Consider the following 20,732-nt stretch of genomic DNA (forward strand, 5'->3'; position numbering starts at 1 on the left):
GTTTTCCGTTTCGACTGCGCCGGAAGAGGTGCGCATTATAGAGAGATCAAACGGGGCGTCAAGGGCTAATTTCAACTTTTCGTTGTAGTCGCTGCCTTACCAAGCGCCAGCCTCGGAATACGCCGCCCCAGTGCTGGAATACGTAGCGCCAACAGCAGCAGGCCAATAGTTGCGTAAATCGTCCACTCCTTCAGATCGGCACGCACGACCCAAAGGAAATGCAACAACCCCAGCCCCAGGATCGCGTAGACCAGCTTGTGCAATCGCTTCCAGCGCGCACCAAGTCGCCGCTGACTGTAACGATTAGAGGTCACAGCCAAGGCAAGCAGCCCGCTCAACCCCAGAACCCCCACAATAATGTAAGGGCGCTTGCGCAACTCTACGCCCAACTGCCCCCAGTCGAGACCCAGAATGAAAAACAGGTAACAGCTCAAGTGCAACACCGCATAAGCAAAGCACCACAACCCTAGTTGGCGCCTCACCACAATCCAGCCAGACCAACCGCTTAATCGCTGCAATGGCGTCATACACAAGGTAATGAGCAAAAAGATCAACGCCCCCAGCCCCAGCCGGTCAACCAGCACCTTGCCAGGGTCAGGCCCCAATGCGAACGCCCAGGCCTGATATAGCCAAAGCAACGGCCAGATGCTGGCGAGCACAAAAATACCAAGGCGAAACCACGGATAGCGCATCAGTAGTTCTTCCTGAGATCAAGACCACTATAAAGAGCAGCAACCTCTTCGGCGTAACCATTGAACATCTGCGTGTCTCGCACATTAGGACTGAACAACCCACTCGGCAACCGACGCTCGCGGGCCTGCGTCCAGCGCGGATGATCAACCTGAGGATTCACATTGGCATAGAAACCGTACTCCTCTGGGGCGATGCTTTGCCACGTGGTTTTCGGCTGCTGCTCAACGAGACGGATACGCACGATCGACTTGATGCTCTTGAAACCATACTTCCAAGGCACAACCAACCTTAAAGGCGCGCCGTTCTGATTAGGCAATTCCCGTCCATACATACCAACTGCCAATATGGCCAGTGGATTCATGGCCTCGTCCAAACGCAACCCTTCTACATATGGCCAGTCAATCAAGGCAAAGCCTGAACGCTGGCCAGGCATGCTTTTCGGATCCTGCAGCGTTTCAAACCGAATGTAGCGCGCCTTGGATGTTGGCTCTACTTGCTTGAGCAAGGCAGACAATGGGAACCCCAACCAAGGGATCACCATCGACCACGCCTCTACACAGCGCAACCGATAGATGCGCTCTTCCAATTGATAGGGCTTGATGAAGTCTTCCAAAGCGTAGCGACCAGGCTTACCCACCTCCCCGTCGACCACAACGGTCCAGGGCGCTGTTTTCAGCCCACCCGCGTTTTGCGCGGGGTCACCCTTGTCGGGGCCGAACTCATAGAAGTTGTTGTAGTGGGTTGCATCCTTGAATGGCGTAATGGCCTCGCCTGGCGCCGTCACCGCCTGCCATCGAGTCCCACCAAGCTTTTCATTGAACCAACCAGGTGCAGCACCGGCATCGACATCCGGGTACCGCGAGACATCTCCAGCGCGGGCCAAACGCGGCACGGCCGAAACCGCCAAGGCAGCCAGTGACCCACCCAGTAGATGGCGACGAGATATATAAAGGGATTCAGGGGTGACCTCCGACATTTTACAGTCAGAGGACTTCGGCATCTTGATCAGCATGATGACTCCGCAGAACGGGTGGACTGATGCACCAGTAGACTACGGAGTCTTGCAGAAATTACATCACTCTACGCTTTTCCGCCGACGCATACGCAGCAGGTACTGGATAGGACCCGAAGCAGCATAGGCAAGGAAAATCAGCAGCAGGATACGCGGCGGGTCACTGAAGACCACCGCAAACACCAGCACCACAGCAAGAATAGCAACGAAAGGTACACGCCCCTTCAGGTCGAGCTCCTTGAAGCTGTTGTACTTGATGTTGCTGACCATCAGCATACCGGCGGCAGCAACCAGAAGCGCCACCAGGAACGACAGCTTGGAACCCTGGATACCGTAATCACTGAATGCCCAGACGGTACCGGCCACCACACCCGCCGCTGCCGGGCTGGCCAGCCCGATAAAGTAGCGCTTGTCTGCCGTGCCGACCTGGGTATTGAAGCGCGCCAGGCGCAGTGCTGCACCTGCCACATAAATGAAGGCCACCATCCAGCCGACCTTGCCCATGTCGCCCAACGCCCAGCCAAAAGCCAGCAATGCCGGTGCGACACCGAAGGCCACCATGTCCGACAAGGAGTCGTACTCGGCACCAAAAGCACTTTGGGTATTGGTCATGCGTGCAACGCGACCATCAAGACCATCAAGCACCATGGCCACAAAGATGGCGATGGCGGCGAGCGCGAAATACTTGCTCGCCTCACGCGGATCACCAGCACTCAAGGCGCTTTGTGCGCTCATCGAGCTGATGATGGAATAGAAACCGGCAAACAGGTTGGCGGTGGTAAAGAGATTGGGCAGCAGATAGATACCACGATGCCGCACCTTGCGTCCTTCGGCGTCATGCCCTTCTTCAACATGCTCATCGATCGGTAGCAGGCTTTCGGCGTCGGAGGCCTTGTTGGGCTCTTCAGGACGTTCGCTCATGGACATTACCTTGCAACGGTTTGGAAAATTTCGACTGTTGTTTGCAACGAGGGTTCGTGCAAACAGTGAGCTTTATACCAGAAGCTGACCCTCTAAACGAAAAAACGCGGCCGAAGCCGCGTTTTCATCGCATCAAGGCAAGATTAGTTCTTGGCTTTGTCGACGATTTTGTTCGCTGCGATCCAAGGCATCATCGAGCGCAGTTGCTCACCGATGACTTCGATACCGTGAGCAGCGTTGTTACGACGACGAGCAGTCATCGATGGGTAGCCAGTGGCGCCCTCGCTGATGAACATCTTCGCGTATTCACCGTCCTGGATGCGCTTCAGAGCGTTGCGCATGGCCTGGCGGGATTCGGCGTTGATGACCTCTGGGCCAGTCACGTACTCGCCGTACTCAGCGTTGTTGGAGATCGAGTAGTTCATGTTGGCGATACCGCCTTCGTACATGAGGTCAACGATCAGCTTCAGCTCGTGCAGGCACTCGAAGTAGGCCATTTCTGGCGCATAGCCAGCTTCAACCAGTGTTTCGAAACCAGCTTTGACCAGTTCAACGGTACCACCGCACAGAACAGCCTGCTCGCCGAACAGGTCGGTTTCAGTCTCGTCCTTGAAGGTGGTTTCGATGATACCGGTACGACCACCGCCAACGCCCGCAGCGTAGGACAGGGCAACGTTTTTGGCGTTACCGGAAGCATCCTGATAGATAGCGATCAGGTCAGGGATACCGCCGCCCTTGACGAACTCGGAACGTACAGTGTGACCTGGCGCCTTCGGGGCGATCATGATCACGTCCAGGTCAGCGCGCGGCACAACCTGGTTGTAGTGGATTGCGAAACCGTGGGAGAACGCCAGGGTAGCGCCCTTCTTCAGGTTTGGCTCGACTTCGTTCTTGTACAGCTGGGACTGGAACTCATCCGGGGTCAGGATCATGACCAGGTCAGCAGCAGCAACGGCGCTGGCCACGTCGGTGACTTTCAGACCATGCGCTTCAGCCTTGGCAACAGTAGCCGAGCCTTTACGCAGACCAACGGTAACATCCACACCCGAATCTTTCAGGTTGCACGCTTGAGCGTGGCCCTGAGAGCCGTAACCGATGATGGCAACTTTTTTGCCCTGGATGATCGAAAGGTCGCAGTCTTTGTCGTAATAAACTTTCATGAAACACCCCTTATCTCGGCCTTTCGAGGCCATTCGCTAATTTTTTGAGTTAGATGCTAAGAACTTTGTCGCCACGGGCAATGCCAGTGACGCCACTGCGTACGGTTTCGAGAATGGACGCGGTACCGATAGCCTGAATGAAACTGTCCAGTTTGTCGCTGGTACCGGTCAGTTGAACGGTATAGACACTGGCACTGACATCGACGATCTGACCCCGATAGATATCGGTAGTGCGCTTGATCTCGGCACGCTGTGCGCCCGTAGCCTTGACCTTGACCAGCATCAGTTCACGTTCGATATGCGCGCTTTCTGAAAGGTCGACCAACTTGACCACTTCAACCAGCTTGTTCAGGTTCTTGGTGATCTGCTCGATCACTTCATCATGGCCGACCGTTGTCAGCGTCAGACGCGACAGGGTCGGGTCTTCAGTCGGAGCAACCGTCAGGCTTTCGATGTTGTAGTTGCGCTGGGAGAACAAGCCAACCACGCGCGACAAGGCACCGGGTTCGTTTTCCAACAGCAAGGAAATAATGTGCCGCATGATTAGGTACGCTCCGTCTTGCTCAGCCACATATCGCGCATCGAGCCATCCTTGATTTGCATCGGATAGACGTGCTCGCTGTTGTCGACCTGGATATCAATGAACACCAACCGGTCTTTCATGGCAAAGGCTTCCTCGAGCTTTGGCTTGAGGTCCTTCAGGCTGGTGATACGGATACCCACATGGCCATAAGCCTCGGCCAACTTGACGAAATCAGGCAGCGATTCCATGTAGGAGTGCGAGTGACGGCTGTTGTAGGCCATGTCCTGCCACTGGCGGACCATACCCAATACACCGTTGTTCAGGTTGACGATCTTCACCGGCAGGTCGTACTGCAGGCAGGTCGACAGCTCCTGGATGTTCATCTGGATACTGCCCTCACCGGTGACGCAGGCAACATCCTGGTCCGGGAAGTTCAGTTTGACGCCCATGGCTGCTGGGAAGCCGAAGCCCATGGTGCCCAGGCCACCGGAGTTGATCCAGCGGTTTGGCTTGTTGAAGCGGTAGTACTGCGCCGCGAACATCTGGTGCTGACCGACATCGGAGGTAACGAAAGCGTCGCCCTTGGTCACTTCGCAGAGCGTTTCGATAACGGTCTGCGGTTTGATGACGCTGCCATCGCCCTTGTCATAAGGGAACATGCCGCGGTCGCCACGCCACTCTTCGATCTGCTTCCACCAGGCATCCATCGCCGCCTTCTCAGGCTTCTCACCGATTTCCTTGAGGATTGCAACCATCTCGGTCAGAACGCTCTCGACGGGCCCAACGATAGGCACATCGGCTTTGATCATTTTGGAGATCGACGCAGGGTCGATGTCGATATGGATGATCTTGGCGTTCGGGCAGAACTTCGCCGGACCGTTGACTACCCGATCATCGAAGCGCGCGCCAACGGCAAGGATCACGTCGGCATGGTGCATCGCCAGGTTGGCGGTGTAGCTGCCGTGCATACCGAGCATGCCAAGGAACTGACGATCAGTACCCGGATAACCACCCAGACCCATCAAGGTATTGGTGACCGGCAGATTGAGCATCTGTGCCATTTCGGTCAGTGCTGCAGAACCACCGCCGAGGATGACACCGCCACCGGCGTAAACAATCGGACGCTTGGCCGAAAGCAGCATTTCTGCAGCTTTGCGGATCTGGCCCGAGTGCCCACGGACAGCCGGGCTGTAAGAGCGCAGCTTGACCTTCTTCGGATAGACGTACTCGAACTTTTCAGCCGGGTTGGTCATGTCCTTCGGAATATCGACGACAACCGGACCTGGACGGCCAGACTGTGCGAGATAAAAGGCCTTTTTCAGAACCTCAGGGATTTCCGATGCGTGCTTGATCATGAAGCTGTGCTTCACGATTGGCCGGGAGATACCGATCATGTCGGTTTCCTGGAAGGCATCAGTACCGACCATGGTGCTAGGCACCTGACCGGAGAGGATGACCATCGGAATGGAATCCATGTAGGCAGTGGCAATACCGGTAATGGCATTGGTTGCCCCAGGACCGGATGTCACCAGTACGACACCAGCCTTGCCGGTCGCACGGGCGTAACCGTCCGCCATATGGGTTGCCGCCTGTTCATGGCGTACCAGAATGTGACTAACTTCCGGTTCCTTGAACAGTGCATCGTAAACATGAAGAAGAGCACCACCAGGGTACCCATAGATGTGCTTAACGCCTTCGTCACGCAAAAAGCGGACGACCATTTCAGCGCCAGATAAAAGCTCCACGTTGTTCACCTCTAAAACGCCAGAATACCGTCCGTTGGGAACGGGTCTTAATAGGTTTACTGCCAAGCAGAGCATGAGCGACGGAATCGCCGACTACGTCAGCACTGACTGAGCAAGTATTGGGAGCGCCCCAAAGTGTTGCGGGGTTTTCCCACCCAGCGCGAGGTAACGCGTTGCGGGGTGTAACAGGTCGGCGCGGGTGTGCGCCTCATGATCTGCTTAGCGGGTCTGCTTCTGGCAGTCCCTCTACAGCGGACTTTGGATTGTTCTGATTCGAACTGCTCAAGTCAAGTGATCTTCGCGGTTAATTCACCACAAACCGCTCTGGAGCAGGTAGAAAAGCAATTGTCCAAGCCTCAGAAGCATCAGCTAAAGGGGGAAACGGGGCAAGCAGGGCTGCCCCGGAGAGACACGCGCGGAACCTCAGCGGGACGAACGGATCAATTCGTCAAACTCCGCCAGCAGTTGGCGCAGTCTCGTAGTTTCCTGCACGCGATCCACATAGACCATCTCGGCCATCTCGAGGATGCCGGATGCGTTGGGCAGCGGCAGGTCGTTTTCAAGAATCATCTTCATCCGCTGGAGGAAGACCCACTGCAGCCACTGCTCGAAGGACAGCGTATCAACCGAAAAGGGCTCGACACTTGCCAGCGCTTGCGCACTCGGCGCCCTCTCCTCCCACCATCCGCGCAAGCGCAGCTCCTGCTCGATCAGCAACAGATGGTCGGCGATTGACGGGACCCGCTTGTCCATTACGAGTTCACCCGTGCTTTCTGACGGGCCAACGCAGCGCCAGCGGCATCACCCTGTTTCTCGCGTGACTGGGCGATGATATCCCACAGTCCGGCCTGCAAATCTGGTCGGCCGTTGGCATAGGTGAGCGCCCGTCGAGCCAGTTGCTCGGATTGAGCCGCATCGCCTTGAGCCAAGCGTACCTGAGCCAGACGGTAGAGCACTTGCGGCTCGCGTGGCGCGATACGCTGGGCACGCTCCAGGCTGGACGAAGCACCGTTGTAATCACCACTGCCCTGCTGTTGCTGCGCCGTGGTCAACAACGCCAGCACCGGACCATCCAGCTGCTCATCCGCTGACAAACCGCCTGCGGTGCTCCGAGGGATACCTGTCGGAGCGCTGGGCGCACTGTAGCCGCCCGAGCCGATTGATGCGGTAGTCATGGGTTCCGAGGTCACCGGGCCAGGTGTAATCGGCCCAGGTGTGATCGGCGCTGCGCTGGTCGAAGCCGGGAATGCCTGGATCGGTGCTGCACCGGCACCCTGCGGCACCATTACCGTGACGGCATCGTTCTGAGGAATCGCTTGTGCCTGACGCGCACCACTGGCGACTGCATTGTAGCCACCGCGGTTGGCCGTTACTCGCTCACTGTTGGAAACACGCGTGCTCGATTCGACCACAGGGATCGAACCGCGTTGCACGCTGGCACAGCCATTGAGTAGCGCCAGTGCCGTCAAGGCAGGAAACCACCACTTATTCACTTCACACCCTCTTCGCTAGTGCTTAATTCATCCAACCCTTGACCCAGTCCATCACCGATTCGGCTGGCGTTGATTCGCCACCACAGGCAGGACCGGCAGGCGGTTCGCTGCCGCGAATATACGGCATCTGGACTGCCCCAGGGCAGCTTGCGTCCGAACCCTGCCCAGAATGGGCATCGACCCAGGCCATCACTACGTTGTCTGGCTGCGGCATATCCAGTGGCAGCGGGTCGGCTTTGCGCATGAAACTGGTCCACACCTGCAGTGCACCGGTGGCACCGGTAAACGGCGTCTTGCCGTTGTCATCGCGCCCCAACCAGACGACCGCCAGCAGGTCCTGACTGAAACCTGCGAACCAACTGTCTCGTGAGTCGTTACTGGTACCCGTCTTGCCAGCCAATGTCAGCGAGCTGGGCAATACACTGTAAACCGAACGCCCGGTGCCTTCACGCATGACCCGCTGCATGGCGTTCTGCACCAGATAGATGGAGCCTGGATCAAAACGTTGCTGGATCTGGAACGGGTAGCGCTTGAGTGGCTCACCCTCGGCCGTCAGCACGCTGCGAATACCGCGCATCGGTGTATTGAAGCCACCGTTAGCCAGCGTCTGGTACATGGTTGCCACCTGCATCGGTGACATACCGCCCGCCCCCAGCAGCATTGATGGGAACGCCGGCCAATCGACCTCGACACCCAACCGGCCGATGGTTTTCAGCACATTGGGCACACCCACTTCCAGGCCAAGCTTGGCCGTGGACAGGTTATAGGAGTTCGCCAGCCCCTGATAAAGATAGATGGTGCCATGGGCTCGCCGATCATAGTTCTGTGGCTTCCATACCTGACCATCGGCCCCCTTGACCGAGAAAGGCTCGTCCTGGACCCAGCTCGTGAGCGTGTACTGGCTTGGCTTTTCCAGCGCGGTCAGGTAAACCGCCGGCTTGACCAAAGAACCAATTGGACGGACAGCGTCCACAGCCCGGTTAAAGCCGGCAAATCCGGGTTGACGGCTACCAATCAACGCCTGGACCTCACCCGTCTCAGGATTGGTCACCACCATGGCTGCCTCAACCTCGTCCGCCCCCTTACGCCCAGCAAGACGCTTGAAGGTGTCGGTAACCGATGCCTCTGCCTTCATCTGCAAAATAGGGTCGAAGCTGGTGAAGATACGCAGACCTTCCTCGGTCAAGTCTTCATCACGGTAGTCCTGACGCAGTTGACGCTTGACCAGGTCAAGGAAGCCAGGGAACGAACTGTCGGCCAGGCTGCCACGCTTGGTAACGCCTAACGGCATTTTCTTCGCGGCTTCTACAGCTTCAGGGGTCGCAACCCCCTGCTCGGCCAATAGGTCGAGCACCAGGTTACGTCGCACCGTTGCTCGCTCGGGATAACGCCGCGGGTTGTAGTAGGAAGGTCCCTTGACCATCCCTACCAACAACGCGACTTGATGCAACTTGAGCTCCGACAGCGGCTGACTGAAGAAGAACTGACTGGCCAGACCGAAACCATGCACCGCTCGCTGACCATCCTGGCCGATAAATACCTCGTTGAGGTAGGCCTCAAGAATCTCTCGCTTGTCATAGTGCAGCTCAAGCAGCATCGCCATCATGGCTTCTGTGAGTTTGCGGCTCAGGCTGCGCTCATTGGTCAGGTAGAAGTTCTTGACCAATTGCTGGGTCAGGGTACTGCCCCCCTGACGCATGGCGCCAGATGAGGTGTTGACCCAGATGGCCCGTGCAATCGACTTGGGCGAAACACCAAAGTGTGAGTAGAAGTCGCGATCTTCCACCGCAACCAGGGTTTCAAGCAGGTAAGGCGGAACCTGATCAAGCTTGATCAGGATGCGGTCTTCAAGGTTCTTCGGATACAGCCCGCCGATCAGTAGCGGTTCCAGGCGTACCACCGCCAGTTTCGAGCCATTGGCGCCAGTCAAACCGGCAACATAATCGCCCGAAAAGCGCACTTGCACGGCCTGGGCCTGCTCCAGCCCTTCATAGAACTGGAAGCCACGGGTATTGATATCGACAGTATTGCCACTGACGGCAGCAGCACCCGGGCCATTGGCGACGCTTTCGCGCCGATAGCCCAAGGCATCAAGTTCGATGAGGAAGTCGTCCTTGCTCAGCTTCTGGCCGACGAACAGCTCCAACGGCCGAGCATAGACTTTGGCCGGGATCGTCCAGCGCTTGCCGGAGAATTTCTCCTGGACTACCGCATCGAAATAAATCGCAAAGCCCGCGAGTACGACAAGGCCGACAAGACCGAGCTTAAAAGCCCAGCCCAGCAAGGCGCGCACGCGACCAGAAGGACGTTTTTTGGGGGTACGGGAAGATTGGGTACGAGTCATGGCCGCGGATTATACGCACTTTATTGTTCGTCGACAGGCGCCCTCCGGCGGTTTGCACAGGGGCCGCTTGTCGCCATAATGGGCGCTTAGACTCTTCACGACTCCAAAGGATCGCCCGTGAGCCAAGCCTTGATTGCAGCCCTGCAAAACCCAGCCCTGTACCCTCACCCCGTGACCGGTTTCCAGGTTATCGAGACGCACATTTCTTGGGTTCTGCTCACCGGCGAATTCGCCTACAAAATCAAGAAACCGATGAATTTCGGCTTCCTCGACTTTACCGAACTGGCCCAGCGCAAGCACTTCTGTAATGAAGAACTGCGCCTGAACCAGCGCCTGACCCAAGGGCTCTACCTGGAAGTACTGCCAATTACCGGCAGCGCCGAGGCCCCGCAGCTAGGCGGCGCAGGCGAACCGATCGAATACGCATTGAAGATGCGCCAGTTCCCCCAGAGCCAGATGCTCAACACGCTGCAGGCCAATGGCGAACTGACGGCTGAGCATATCGACCAGATGGCCCACCAGATTGCGCATTTCCACTTGAACGCACCCCAGGTAGCCATCGATCACCCGCTGGGTACTCCTGAAAGCGTGATGGCCCCGGTCGAGCAGAACTTCGAGCAGATACGCCCCTTCCTCAGCGAAAAAGCTGACCTGCAACAGCTCGATGCCCTTCAGGCGTGGGCACGCAGCAGCTTCGACCGCCTTCACGGATTGCTGGAAGCCCGCAAAGCCCAGGGGTTCATCCGCGAGTGCCACGGTGATATTCACCTGGGCAATGCCACGCTGATCGACGGAAAGGTGGTGATCTTCGACTGCATTGAGTTCAACGAGCCATTCCGCCTGACTGATGTCTATGCCGACACCGCATTCCTGGCGATGGACCTGGAAGATCGCGGCCTCAAGTCGCTGTCGCGGCGTTTCGTCAGCCAATACCTGGAGCTGACCGGTGACTATGAAGGCCTTGAACTGCTGAACTTCTACAAAGCCTACCGCGCACTGGTACGAGCCAAGGTCGCCCTGTTCAGCATGCCGGCCAATGCCGACGGTGTGCAGCGTGCAGCCACCCTGCGCCAGTACCGCAACTACGCCAACCTGGCGGAGAGCTACAGCGCTATTCCTTCGCGCTTCCTGGCGATCACCCATGGTGTGTCGGCCGTCGGTAAAAGCCATGTAGCCATGCGTATGGTCGAGGCACTCGGCGCTATCCGCTTGCGTTCAGATGTAGAACGCAAGCGTCTGTTCGGCGAACAAAAAACCGAAAGCGTCGGCCAGCTGAAAGCGGGTATCTATAATCAGGATGCCAGCCAAGCAACCTATGCGCGCCTGCATACACTGGCAAACGCTATCCTGCGTGCAGGTTTCCCGGTGGTCATTGATGCCACCTACCTGGCGCACGCACAACGTCAAACCGCCGCAGCTATTGCTGGTGATACAGGCGTGCCGTTCCTGATACTCGATTGCAATGCACCTGATGCGGTGATCGCAAGCTGGCTGAAACAGCGCCAGGCCGACCAAAACGACCCATCCGACGCAACCCTTGAGGTGATCGCCGCGCAGAAGGCCAACCGTGACCCGCTGAGCGCCGAAGAACTGCTGCATAGCAAGCGGGTAGAGACCAACGAAAGCGGAAGCCTCGACGAACTGGTCAAGCAGATTCGACAGAAACTGCCTGGCCTGTAAGTAACGCTCGTACGTGAAGCAGTCGACACTTCTCGACTGTGGGTTAGCGCCTCCTAGGTGATGGCACTATAGTGTCATCGTACATATAACCAGGAGGCGAACCATGAACCAGCCCCGGCAAATCGATTCCGCACTGTATGCCTTGGTGCGTAACGAAGATGTGGCAGCTTTCAATCAGGAAAAACCGAAAGACGCCAGCATCGACTTTCGCAATGGTGACTTTCGCGGCCTGGACCTGCGCGAGCTGGACACTACCGGCATCGATTTCACGGGTGCCTACTTCCGGGCCGCCGATCTGCGCGGCCTGGATCTGCGAAACTGCTCGATGGAGGGTGCCAGCCTGGCCCACGCCCAGATTTCTGGTGTGTACTTCTCCCCGGAATTGAGCGCTGACGAAATTCTCATGTCGGTTAATTTCGGAACTCGCCTGCGCTACCGCACACGCTAAAAACAGCAACCAACGGCCCGCCAACTCACACGTGGCGGGCTGCCTGATGCCCGCCTGACCGCCCGTAAGCGCCAAAATGCCGCTTATTTTCCAACTGCCGCTACACTCCCCCTTGGTATGCCTGCGATTCCCCTCGACCCGTTCAGCCGTCGCAAGGAGGCTTGATGAACGACGAACTCCAGCATCTGAAGAATCTTGGCAAGACTTCCGCGCAATGGTTGCATGCAGTCGGCATTCACAGCGCGTCTGACTTGCGTCGCATGGGTGCGGTCAATGCCTATCAAGCAGTGCGTACGCGAGGTTTCAGAGCATCGAAGGTGCTGCTCTATGCCATTGAAGGCGCCTTGCTCGACATGCACTGGAATGACATTCCAGTCGAGCGCAAGGCAGCCTTGATCCAGCAGCTTGATGCGAGAGCAGTGCAAAAAAACAACTGAGAGGCAATGCGGTAGTTGACACGTAAACGAGAATGGTTATTATTAGCTTCAGCTGGTCGCGAGACTGGTTGGATACGCTGAAGGACCTTGGTTCGGTCGTTCAGGTTATCTCCTCATCAGGCTAATCACGGTTATTGACCCGGCACACGTTGCCGGGTCTTTTTTTACCTGACCACTCAGTGCCCCTTGCGCAGGCTCGCGCAGTAATCTTGGGCAGGCAACGCTGCGGTATACCAGACATAGTCGGCCATACCCGACTCAATCACTTCTCCTACCTGGGCCAGCATCAGTACCGGCGGCGCCTCGTGCACATCCAGGTCAGCCAAGTGCTGTGGCACGCCGATATCCTTGCGCACATGGTAGCCACCCGCGAACAGCAGGCTCGGTGTCGGTGCCGCGAGCAGACGCTCGGCCATTCGCCGGTCACGCTGTTGCTGCACTGCGAGCATGGCTGGCAATTGTGTCTCAGGGAGCAAGCCGCAATGGGAATCACGTACCTGCTCAGCCAACACCTGACGCACTGCAGCCGCCGTCGAGTGACGTCCAGACAACACCGGCGGCTGCCGATAGATTCGCTGCACCTCATCATCGTCCAGATTGGCGGCCAGCAGCGGATATGGCTGTTTCAAGGCTTCCTCTACGATGGGCCCGTACAGCGCCCAGTCCCAACCTTTTTGCCAGCGCAACTCATCTGGCACATTTGCAGGCAATTGCGCCTGCTGGCGTACTGCCTCGACACGTGCCTGCTGAGCGGGCTGAAGCATCTCCAGCAGCAAGCTACCTTGGGGGCGGTATTGCCCAAGCGCCCTTAACAACCACACCTGCAGTGCATGATGATCAGGGTTATCGTGTTGTTCACCTACAAGAACCCGGGGCGCACGCGCCAGGCGAACAACCAGTTGCTCAGGGCTCAGTACTCGGCCACTGGACAGCTCGCGTATCTGCCCGAGCTCAGCATGCTCCAGGCCCTCTGGGCTCTGCCAAACCGGCAGCGGGGGCAACGCTACATGGGTTTGGCACCCTTGCAGGCCCATAATCAGCACGAGTACGACACAACACAGTGGCCGGAACATCAGACGCCCTCCTGGCGTACAGGCTTCAGCTTTCCTGAAGCCAGTCGGCGCGGTATAAAGCGCGCATCAGGGTCGAACACTCGTGTCATTTGAGCCCCGCCCGTCATTTTGAGTAAACCATCCGCATGCACTTCCTTTGCCCATCCTCAGACCTTCGTGAAGGCCACAGTCGCGGCTTTAACGTTGGCAATACCCAGCTGTTCGCCGTTCGCCGTCTGGGTCAGGTCTACCTCTATCGCAACCGCTGCCCCCATCGAGGCATTACCTTGAACTGGCAGGCAGACACGTTCCTCGACAGCAGCGCCCAACTGATCGCGTGTGTCCATCACGGCGCACAGTTTCTGATCGAGTCAGGTGAATGTGTGGCAGGCCCGTGTGAAGGCGAAACACTGGAAGCGCTGAACTGCCTTGAGGACACTCAGGGTCTCTGGCTCACGGATTGATCTGTACAGGCAAGCGCCTATCGACTTCAATCCGCTCGCCATCCAGACTTACTCCGTATGCCAGCACTTCTACCCCCTCCGCAACCGCCACACGCAACGCCGCCGCGTAGGCGGGGTCAATTTCGTCGGCCGGACGAACGGCATCAATGCCACTGAGGTTCACACAGTACAGCTGTACGGCGCGTACACCTTGACGGGCCAATGCCCCCAGCTCACGCAAATGCTTGGTGCCACGCTGGGTCACCGAATCGGGAAAAGCCGCAGTCGTTGAGTCAGAAAAACCCAATGTCACACTTTTGACCTCAACATAGGCCGGCCCTTCAGGAAACTCCAGGCGAAAGTCCACCCGGCTGTTCTCTTCACCGTAAGGCACTTCTCGCCTGAGGGCAGTAAAACCTGCGAGTTCCTTGATACGCCCCGCACATAGCGCTTCTTCGACCAGTGCATTGGCGCGCCCCGTATTCACGCAGGCCAGGCGCCCCTGGGGCGTCTCGCTGATTTCCCAGGTGCCAGGAAGCTTGCGCTTTGGATCACTGGAGCGACTGAACCAGACCTTGCCGCCCTCAACCATGCAATTGAGCATTGAGCCAGTATTGGGACAGTGGATCGTCAGTTGCTCACCGCTGGCCAGTTCGATATCCGCCAAAAAGCGTTTGTAGCGCCGTAGCAAGCGCGCTTCCTCAAGTGCCGGTGAAAAGCGCATCAGCCTTGCCAGCTCCGCAGGCCACGTTCAATACGCTCTACGGCCTCCTGCAAGCGCGGCATGCTTTGGGTGTAGGCAAAACGTACATGATGCCCGGCCTGATGGCGCCCGAAATCCAACCCTGGGGTAAACGCAACATGCTCGGTTTCCAGGAAATGCCGGCAGAAGGCGAACGCATCGCCGCCAAACGCACTGATATCCGCATAGAGGTAAAAAGCCCCCTGCGGCTCGACGGCAATGCCAAAACCCAGTTCACGCAGGGCTGGCAGAAGAAAATCGCGTCGACGGCCAAACTCCTCGCGACGCTCTTCCAAAATAGCCAGCGTTGCCGGTTCGAAACAGGCCAGTGCTGCATGCTGGGCCATGCTCGGGGCACTGATGTAGAGGTTCTGGGCAAGCTTTTCCAGATCAGCCACTGCCGCAGGAGGTGCGACCAGCCATCCCAGACGCCATCCGGTCATGCCGAAATATTTTGAGAAACTATTAAGGACAAAGGCCTGGTCCTCAACTTCCAGCACACTGGGTGCATCCATACCGTAGGTCAGACCATGGTAAATCTCGTCCACCACCAGGTGACCATGACGCTCCCGGACCGCCTTCGCCAGGCTGGCCAATTGCTCACGATCGAGCACTGTACCCGTCGGGTTTGCCGGTGAAGCAACCAAAGCGCCAACGCTGTCCTGATCCCAGTAGCGCTCCACCAGATCAGCGTTCAGTTGGTAGTTGACCTCAGGGCCGACCGGCACCAACTGTGCGGCACCCTCGACCAAACGCAGGAAGTGCCGGTTGCACGGATACCCTGGGTCGGCCAGCAACCAATGTTTGCCAGGATCGACCAGCAAGCTGCTGGCCAGCAACAGCGCGCCAGAGCCTCCCGGGGTAACGAGGATACGCTGTGGGTCGATGTTCAACCCATAACGCGTGGCATAGAAGCCTGCGATTGCCTCGCGCAATGCTGGAAGACCACGCGCAGCGGTGTAGCGGGTTTCGCCATTGGCGAGCGCCGCCTGCCCCGCCTTGATGATCGGCGCGGCCGTGGTGAAGTCCGGCTCGCCAATTTCCAGGTGAATGACGTCATGGCCTGCAGCCTGCAGTTCGTTGGCTCGCGCCAGCAAAGCCATCACATGAAAGGGTTCGATGGCGCGACTACGCGCACTGTAGGGCTGAGCCATTAGCCTTCTCTCAAATGGGGTGTAAACTGAAGATTCTACCCAAGAGCCGGAAGGAACGGGTGGCAAAACCTGCATTCACCGGGAGTAGCGCACCCCGACTCTATCTGGTAAGTTCGGCGGCTCGCAGTCGCAGGGCCGGCGGGCGCCGGAGATGGAGCAGCCTGCGCAATGGATTAGAAGAGTGAGAGGCGGTCAATTCATGCCCACCAACGAAAAGCAACAAAGTAGTCAACTTGTTCGCGGCTTCGAACCCTATAAAGAAACCAAGGGCGAGGAGTACATGGGCAAGCCCATGCGTGCTCACTTCACCGAGCTGCTGAATAAATGGAAGCAGGAGCTCATGGTCAGCGTCGATCAGACTGTGGACCACATGAAAGACGAAGCGGCCAACTTCCCTGACCCGGCCGATCGCGCCAGCCAGGAAGAGGAGTTCGCCCTGGAACTGCGTAATCGCGACCGCGAGCGCAAGTTGATCAAAAAGATCGACAAAACCCTGCAACTGATCCAGGACAACGAGTACGGCTGGTGCGAGAACTGCGGCATCGAGATTGGCGTACGCCGTCTGGAAGCCCGCCCTACCGCCGACCTGTGCATTGACTGCAAGACACTGGCAGAAATCAAGGAAAAGCAGGTCGGCAAAGCCTGACCTGAAAAAATGGGGCGCTTATAGCGCCCCATTTCAATTATGGTTGTACGACCTTTCCTGATTGACCGCGCGTTACCATGATCAACCCCAGTTATGTCGGGCGTTTCGCCCCCACCCCCAGCGGTTTTCTTCATTTCGGCTCACTGGTTGCCGCCTTGGCCTCCTACCTGGATGCCCGCGCTGTTGGCGGTCGCTGGCTGCTGCGCATGGAAGATATCGATCCTCCCCGAGAGGCGCCTGGCGCACAAGCGGCGATCCTCCACACCCTGGAGTCATATGGGCTGGAATGGGATGGCGAGGTGGTTTATCAGAGCCAGCGCCATGATGCCTACGCCGAGATCGTCCAACGCCTGTTCCAGCAAGGCCTGGCCTACGCCTGCACCTGCTCGCGCAAACAGCTGGAGCCTTTTCACGGGATCTATCCAGGCTTGTGTCGCAACCTTGGCCATGAGCAACACGATGCGGCCATCCGCGTACGCGTACCCGAGCTTGCCTATCACTTCATCGATCGAGTGCAGGGCCACTTTGAACAGCACTTGGGGCGCGAGTCAGGCGACTTCATTATTCGTCGTCGTGATGGGCTGTATGCGTATCAACTGGCGGTAGTACTCGATGACGCCTGGCAGGGGGTTACGGACATTGTCCGAGGTGCCGACCTGCTCGACTCAACACCGCGCCAACTGTACCTCCAGGAGCTACTCGGCTTAAGCCAGCCCCGCTACCTGCATGTGCCACTGATTGTGCAACCTGACGGCCACAAGCTGGGCAAGTCCTATCGTTCTGCACCACTACCTGCCGACCAGGCTACCCCTCTACTGTTACGAGCCCTGCGTGCGCTGGGGCAACCGACTGATCCGGCTCTGGCGCAGGCCACCCCTCGAGAGGTACTGACCCACGCTTGTCAGCGCTGGAATGCCGATGCAATCCCCAAATGCATGACACTCGCAGAGGCCGACTTACGCTGAAGCCTTGCCGAACGCAAGAAAGCCCAATAGATTCAATTCCTTGGAGCAGAATGCGAAGTCCATTTGCAGCCTTGTCGCCATCCGCTACCATCGCCACCGCCGATTTGCGCCAATAATAACTCCAGGCATGCAGCGGTTTAACCAGTGAGGCCCACATGTACATCTATCGTTTGGTCCTGCTTCTGGTCGTGGGGATCTATTTGTTCTCCCCGGCCATCATGGACTGGTGGATCGAACCGACCGGGGCCTGGTATCGCCCGTACCTGCTCTGGCTGATCCTGATCGTCGTGACCTTTATCCTGCAGAGCCAACGTGATGCCGATGAGCTTTAGCCTGACCCAGATGATCCTGATCAGCGCCGCCTACCTGCTGGTGCTGTTCGGCGTGGCCTGGATCAGCGAACGCGGCATGATCCCACGCGCGATCATCCGTCATCCGCTGACCTACACCTTGTCGCTGGGTGTCTATGCCAGTGCCTGGGCGTTCTACGGTACGGTCGGGCTTGCCTACCAGTATGGGTACGGCTTCCTGGCCTGTTACCTGGGGGTTTCCGGGGCCTTTCTACTGGCGCCGGTACTGCTCTACCCGATCCTGAAGATCACCCGCACCTACCAGCTGTCCTCCCTGGCCGACCTGATTGCCTTTCGCTTCCGCAGCACCTGGGCCGGCGCGCTGACCACCGTTTTCATGCTGATTGGGGTATTGCCCCTCTTGGCGCTGCAAATCCAGGCCGTGGCCGATTCAATCGGCATTCTCAGCGGCGAACCCGTAAAGAACCGCGTGGCACTGGCCTTCTGCGCAATGATCACGCTGTTCACCATCTTCTTTGGCTCGCGGCATATCGCGACCCGGGAGAAACATGAAGGGCTGGTATTCGCCATCGCCTTCGAGTCGGTGATCAAGCTACTGGCGCTAGGGGGTATCGGCCTCTACGCGCTTTACGGTGTATTCGGCGGCCCTCACCAGCTGGAAGTGTGGCTGCTGCAAAACCAGACCGCACTCGCGGCCTTGCACACCCCCTTGCAGGAAGGCCCGTGGCGAACCCTGCTGTTGGTGTTTTTCGCCTCGGCAATCGTCATGCCGCACATGTACCACATGGCCTTCACCGAAAACCTCAATCCGCGCTCATTGGTCAGCGCCAGCTGGGGCCTGCCGCTGTTTCTGCTGCTGATGAGCCTGGCCGTTCCCCTGATCCTCTGGGCAGGCCTGAAGCTGGGCGCCAGCACCAGCCCGGAATACTTCACCCTGGGCCTTGGGATTGCCGCGAACAACAAACTATTGGCCCTACTGGCGTACATAGGTGGGCTCTCAGCGGCCAGCGGCCTGATCATCGTTACCACGCTGGCGCTATCCGGCATGGCCCTGAACCACCTGGTCCTGCCGCTGTACCAACCACCGGCCGAGGGCAATATCTACCGCTGGCTGAAATGGACCCGACGGGCCCTGATCGTCGCCATCATCAGCGCTGGCTTCGGGTTCTATCTGCTACTGGGCGCCCAGCAGGACCTGGCCAACCTCGGCATCGTCGCTTTTGTTGCAACGCTGCAGTTCCTGCCTGGCGTACTCTCGGTACTTTACTGGCCGACCGCTAATCGACGGGGCTTTATTGCCGGCTTGCTGGCGGGGATCAGTGTTTGGCTCGTGACCATGCTGCTGCCGCTGGTCGGCAACCTGCAGGGCTTTTACATCCCGCTGCTGAACATGATCTATGTGCTCGACGACACCAGTTGGCACATGGCGGCGATTGCTTCACTGGCGGCCAACGTTCTGTTGTTCACCCTGATTTCGCTGTTTACCAATGCCAGCCCGGAAGAGGTTGGAGCCGCCGAAGCCTGTGCCGTGGATAACGTCCGCCGTCCGCAGCGTCGCGAATTGCATGCCGCCTCACCACAGGAATTCGCCACCCAACTGGCCAAGCCATTGGGTGCCAAGGCCGCACAAAAAGAAGTTGAGCAGGCACTGCGTGATCTCTATCTACCCTTCGATGAGCGTCGGCCTTATGCATTGCGCAGGCTGCGTGATCGAATCGAGGCCAACCTGTCAGGCCTGATGGGGCCCAGTGTGGCTCAGGACATGGTCGAGACCTTTCTGCCTTACAAATCCGGCAGCGAGAACTACGTTACCGAAGACATTCACTTCATCGAAAGTCGCTTGGAAGACTACCATTCGCGACTGACCGGCCTTGCCGCCGAGCTCGACGCCCTGCGCCGCTACCATCGTCAAACCTTACAGGAGCTCCCCATGGGCGTCTGCTCCCTGGCCAAGGATCAAGAGATCCTGATGTGGAACCGGGCCATGGAGGAGCTGACAGGCATCGCCGCCAAACATGTGGTGGGCTCACGACTGACGACCATCAGCGAACCTTGGCGCGGCCTTCTGCTCGGCTTCATCAACGTTCCAGACGAGCATTTGCACAAACAACGGCTCGCATTGGATGGTCAACCCCGCTGGCTGAACCTGCACAAGGCAGCCATCGACGAGCCACTCGCGCCGGGTAACAGCGGCCTGGTGCTACTGGTCGAAGACCTGACCGAAACCCAGGTACTTGAAGACAAGCTGGTGCACTCCGAACGCTTGGCAAGTATCGGGCGGCTGGCTGCGGGCGTCGCCCACGAGATCGGCAACCCGATTACCGGCATCGCCTGCCTGGCGCAGAACCTGCGAGAAGAACGCGAGGATGACAGCGAAATCACCGAGCTAAGCAGCCAGATCATTGAGCAGACAAAGCGTATCTCACGCATCGTCCAGTCGCTGATGAGCTTCGCCCATGCCGGCGGCAGCCAACAGAACAATGAAGAGCCCGTATGCCTGGCAGAGGTTGCTCAGGATGCAATCGGCTTGCTGGCCTTGAACCGGCGCAATTTTGAAGTACAGTTTTTCAACCTGTGCGACCCGGAGCACTGGGTCGACGGCGACCCCCAGCGGCTCGCCCAGGTCCTGATCAATCTGCTCTCCAATGCCCGCGACGCCTCCCCTCCGGGCGCTGCCGTGCGGGTCAGGAGCGAAGCCAATGAACACACCGTCGACCTGATTGTCGAGGATGAAGGGAGCGGAATCCCTAAGAACATCATGGACCGACTGTTCGAGCCGTTCTTCACTACCAAGGATCCGGGCGAAGGGACCGGACTGGGGCTTGCTCTGGTCTATTCCATCGTGGAAGAGCATTATGGACAAATCACCATCGACAGCCCGGCCGATATCGAAAGCCAGCGAGGCACCCGGATCCGAGTGACCTTACCGCGCCATGTCGTAGCGACGTCCGCTGTGAACTGAG

20 protein-coding genes are annotated in these 20,732 nt (G+C 58.0%); 8 read left to right on the forward strand and 12 right to left on the reverse strand.

The genetic code is table 11. From position 1 onward, the window contains the following. Positions 1 to 71: 71 nt before the first annotated feature. The 9 genes from msrQ to mrcB all read right to left on the reverse strand — a co-directional run bounded on the left by msrQ (position 72) and on the right by mrcB (position 9,891). Positions 72 to 692, reverse strand: a complete 621-nt coding sequence (gene msrQ / locus IE038_RS06600; RefSeq protein WP_189395352.1) for a protein-methionine-sulfoxide reductase heme-binding subunit MsrQ — start codon at positions 690 to 692, stop codon at positions 72 to 74. Further along, a complete protein-coding gene (gene msrP, locus IE038_RS06605) occupies positions 692 to 1,705 on the reverse strand; it encodes a protein-methionine-sulfoxide reductase catalytic subunit MsrP (RefSeq protein ID WP_189395353.1) in 1,014 nt (337 codons plus the stop codon). The genes msrQ and msrP overlap by 1 nt, the downstream gene beginning before the upstream one ends. Before the next feature lie 63 nt (positions 1,706 to 1,768). Next, positions 1,769 to 2,626, reverse strand: a complete 858-nt coding sequence (pssA, locus tag IE038_RS06610; protein ID WP_189395354.1) for a CDP-diacylglycerol--serine O-phosphatidyltransferase — start codon at positions 2,624 to 2,626, stop codon at positions 1,769 to 1,771. 143 nt (positions 2,627 to 2,769) lie between these two features. Beyond that, positions 2,770 to 3,786 (reverse strand): ketol-acid reductoisomerase, encoded by a 1,017-nt coding sequence (ilvC, locus tag IE038_RS06615; RefSeq protein WP_163939794.1) that lies wholly within the window; start codon positions 3,784 to 3,786, stop codon positions 2,770 to 2,772. Between the two features lie 49 nt (positions 3,787 to 3,835). Beyond that, positions 3,836 to 4,327, reverse strand: a complete 492-nt coding sequence (gene ilvN / locus IE038_RS06620) for an acetolactate synthase small subunit (RefSeq protein WP_042125802.1) — start codon at positions 4,325 to 4,327, stop codon at positions 3,836 to 3,838. Between the two features lie 2 nt (positions 4,328 to 4,329). Then, positions 4,330 to 6,054, reverse strand: a complete 1,725-nt coding sequence (locus IE038_RS06625) for an acetolactate synthase 3 large subunit (protein ID WP_189395355.1) — start codon at positions 6,052 to 6,054, stop codon at positions 4,330 to 4,332. Positions 6,055 to 6,477: 423 nt separating this feature from the next. Beyond that, a complete protein-coding gene (locus IE038_RS06630) occupies positions 6,478 to 6,807 on the reverse strand; it encodes a YqcC family protein (protein ID WP_163934694.1) in 330 nt (109 codons plus the stop codon). Next, the gene (locus IE038_RS06635) at positions 6,807 to 7,547 is read right to left on the reverse strand and encodes a tetratricopeptide repeat protein (RefSeq protein WP_163934692.1); all 741 of its coding nucleotides are present in this window, start codon (positions 7,545 to 7,547) and stop codon (positions 6,807 to 6,809) included. The genes IE038_RS06630 and IE038_RS06635 overlap by 1 nt, the downstream gene beginning before the upstream one ends. A gap of 22 nt (positions 7,548 to 7,569) precedes the next feature. Continuing rightward, the gene (gene mrcB / locus IE038_RS06640) at positions 7,570 to 9,891 is read right to left on the reverse strand and encodes a penicillin-binding protein 1B (protein WP_189395356.1); all 2,322 of its coding nucleotides are present in this window, start codon (positions 9,889 to 9,891) and stop codon (positions 7,570 to 7,572) included. Between the two features lie 117 nt (positions 9,892 to 10,008). On the opposite strand from mrcB, the gene IE038_RS06645 reads away from it, so the two are divergent. From IE038_RS06645 to IE038_RS06655, 3 genes are all read left to right on the forward strand, one after another. Next, positions 10,009 to 11,571 carry a bifunctional aminoglycoside phosphotransferase/ATP-binding protein gene (locus IE038_RS06645; protein ID WP_163934688.1) on the forward strand — a complete coding sequence of 521 codons (1,563 nt, stop codon included), beginning with the start codon at positions 10,009 to 10,011 and terminating at the stop codon, positions 11,569 to 11,571. 103 nt (positions 11,572 to 11,674) lie between these two features. Next, entirely contained in the window at positions 11,675 to 12,019 is a 345-nt protein-coding gene (locus tag IE038_RS06650) for a pentapeptide repeat-containing protein (protein WP_163934685.1), read from the forward strand. 164 nt (positions 12,020 to 12,183) lie between these two features. Continuing rightward, on the forward strand, positions 12,184 to 12,456 hold the full coding sequence (locus tag IE038_RS06655; RefSeq protein ID WP_163934683.1) for a TfoX/Sxy family protein: 273 nt from the start codon (positions 12,184 to 12,186) through the stop codon (positions 12,454 to 12,456). 176 nt (positions 12,457 to 12,632) lie between these two features. Here IE038_RS06655 and IE038_RS06660 read toward each other — a convergent pair whose 3' ends face one another. Beyond that, complete coding sequence (locus tag IE038_RS06660; RefSeq protein WP_163934680.1) at positions 12,633 to 13,529, reverse strand: ChaN family lipoprotein; 897 nt, start codon at positions 13,527 to 13,529, stop codon at positions 12,633 to 12,635. Between the two features lie 125 nt (positions 13,530 to 13,654). Here IE038_RS06660 and IE038_RS06665 point away from each other — a divergent pair, with 125 nt between their 5' ends. Then, positions 13,655 to 13,972: a Rieske (2Fe-2S) protein gene (locus tag IE038_RS06665; protein WP_189395357.1), complete on the forward strand. Its 318-nt coding sequence runs from the start codon at positions 13,655 to 13,657 to the stop codon at positions 13,970 to 13,972. Here the strand turns inward: IE038_RS06665 and sfsA are convergent. Together sfsA and IE038_RS06675 are read right to left on the reverse strand one after the other, a co-directional pair. Further along, complete coding sequence (gene sfsA / locus IE038_RS06670; RefSeq protein WP_163939746.1) at positions 13,962 to 14,675, reverse strand: DNA/RNA nuclease SfsA; 714 nt, start codon at positions 14,673 to 14,675, stop codon at positions 13,962 to 13,964. The genes IE038_RS06665 and sfsA overlap by 11 nt on opposite strands. Continuing rightward, positions 14,675 to 15,847: a pyridoxal phosphate-dependent aminotransferase gene (locus IE038_RS06675; protein WP_189395358.1), complete on the reverse strand. Its 1,173-nt coding sequence runs from the start codon at positions 15,845 to 15,847 to the stop codon at positions 14,675 to 14,677. The genes sfsA and IE038_RS06675 overlap by 1 nt, the downstream gene beginning before the upstream one ends. 199 nt (positions 15,848 to 16,046) lie before the next feature. Between IE038_RS06675 and dksA the strand changes: the two genes are divergently transcribed. From dksA to IE038_RS06695, 4 genes are all read left to right on the forward strand, one after another. After that, a complete protein-coding gene (gene dksA / locus IE038_RS06680; protein WP_163939744.1) occupies positions 16,047 to 16,493 on the forward strand; it encodes an RNA polymerase-binding protein DksA in 447 nt (148 codons plus the stop codon). 80 nt (positions 16,494 to 16,573) lie between these two features. Next, entirely contained in the window at positions 16,574 to 17,458 is an 885-nt protein-coding gene (gluQRS, locus tag IE038_RS06685) for a tRNA glutamyl-Q(34) synthetase GluQRS (RefSeq protein ID WP_163939748.1), read from the forward strand. Positions 17,459 to 17,613: 155 nt separating this feature from the next. Then, a complete protein-coding gene (locus tag IE038_RS06690) occupies positions 17,614 to 17,790 on the forward strand; it encodes a hypothetical protein (RefSeq protein WP_003250005.1) in 177 nt (58 codons plus the stop codon). After that, positions 17,774 to 20,731, forward strand: coding sequence for a sensor histidine kinase (locus IE038_RS06695; protein ID WP_189395359.1), 2,958 nt, complete (start codon positions 17,774 to 17,776; stop codon positions 20,729 to 20,731). The genes IE038_RS06690 and IE038_RS06695 overlap by 17 nt, the downstream gene beginning before the upstream one ends. Position 20,732 lies beyond the last annotated feature (1 nt).

It is taken from the genome of Pseudomonas laurentiana (assembly GCF_014648275.1).
Taxonomy (GTDB): domain Bacteria; phylum Pseudomonadota; class Gammaproteobacteria; order Pseudomonadales; family Pseudomonadaceae; genus Aquipseudomonas; species Aquipseudomonas laurentiana.

Bases quoted from the DNA above. Each gene is read 5' to 3' on its own strand.
- msrP (WP_189395353.1), bottom strand. From the start codon at position 1,705: ATGCTGATCAAGATGCCGAAGTCCTCTGACTGTAAAATGTCGGAGGTC.
- pssA (WP_189395354.1), bottom strand. From the start codon at position 2,626: ATGAGCGAACGTCCTGAAGAGCCCAACAAGGCCTCCGACGCCGAAAGC.
- IE038_RS06630 (WP_163934694.1), bottom strand. From the start codon at position 6,807: ATGGACAAGCGGGTCCCGTCAATCGCCGACCATCTGTTGCTGATCGAG.
- IE038_RS06660 (WP_163934680.1), bottom strand. From the start codon at position 13,529: ATGTTCCGGCCACTGTGTTGTGTCGTACTCGTGCTGATTATGGGCCTG.
- IE038_RS06650 (WP_163934685.1), top strand. From the start codon at position 11,675: ATGAACCAGCCCCGGCAAATCGATTCCGCACTGTATGCCTTGGTGCGT.
- IE038_RS06675 (WP_189395358.1), bottom strand. From the start codon at position 15,847: ATGGCTCAGCCCTACAGTGCGCGTAGTCGCGCCATCGAACCCTTTCAT.
- msrQ (WP_189395352.1), bottom strand. From the start codon at position 692: ATGCGCTATCCGTGGTTTCGCCTTGGTATTTTTGTGCTCGCCAGCATC.
- IE038_RS06695 (WP_189395359.1), top strand. From the start codon at position 17,774: ATGCCGATGAGCTTTAGCCTGACCCAGATGATCCTGATCAGCGCCGCC.
- dksA (WP_163939744.1), top strand. From the start codon at position 16,047: ATGCCCACCAACGAAAAGCAACAAAGTAGTCAACTTGTTCGCGGCTTC.
- ilvC (WP_163939794.1), bottom strand. From the start codon at position 3,786: ATGAAAGTTTATTACGACAAAGACTGCGACCTTTCGATCATCCAGGGC.
- IE038_RS06655 (WP_163934683.1), top strand. From the start codon at position 12,184: ATGAACGACGAACTCCAGCATCTGAAGAATCTTGGCAAGACTTCCGCG.
- mrcB (WP_189395356.1), bottom strand. From the start codon at position 9,891: ATGACTCGTACCCAATCTTCCCGTACCCCCAAAAAACGTCCTTCTGGT.
- sfsA (WP_163939746.1), bottom strand. From the start codon at position 14,675: ATGCGCTTTTCACCGGCACTTGAGGAAGCGCGCTTGCTACGGCGCTAC.
- IE038_RS06665 (WP_189395357.1), top strand. From the start codon at position 13,655: ATGCACTTCCTTTGCCCATCCTCAGACCTTCGTGAAGGCCACAGTCGC.
- IE038_RS06690 (WP_003250005.1), top strand. From the start codon at position 17,614: ATGTACATCTATCGTTTGGTCCTGCTTCTGGTCGTGGGGATCTATTTG.
- ilvN (WP_042125802.1), bottom strand. From the start codon at position 4,327: ATGCGGCACATTATTTCCTTGCTGTTGGAAAACGAACCCGGTGCCTTG.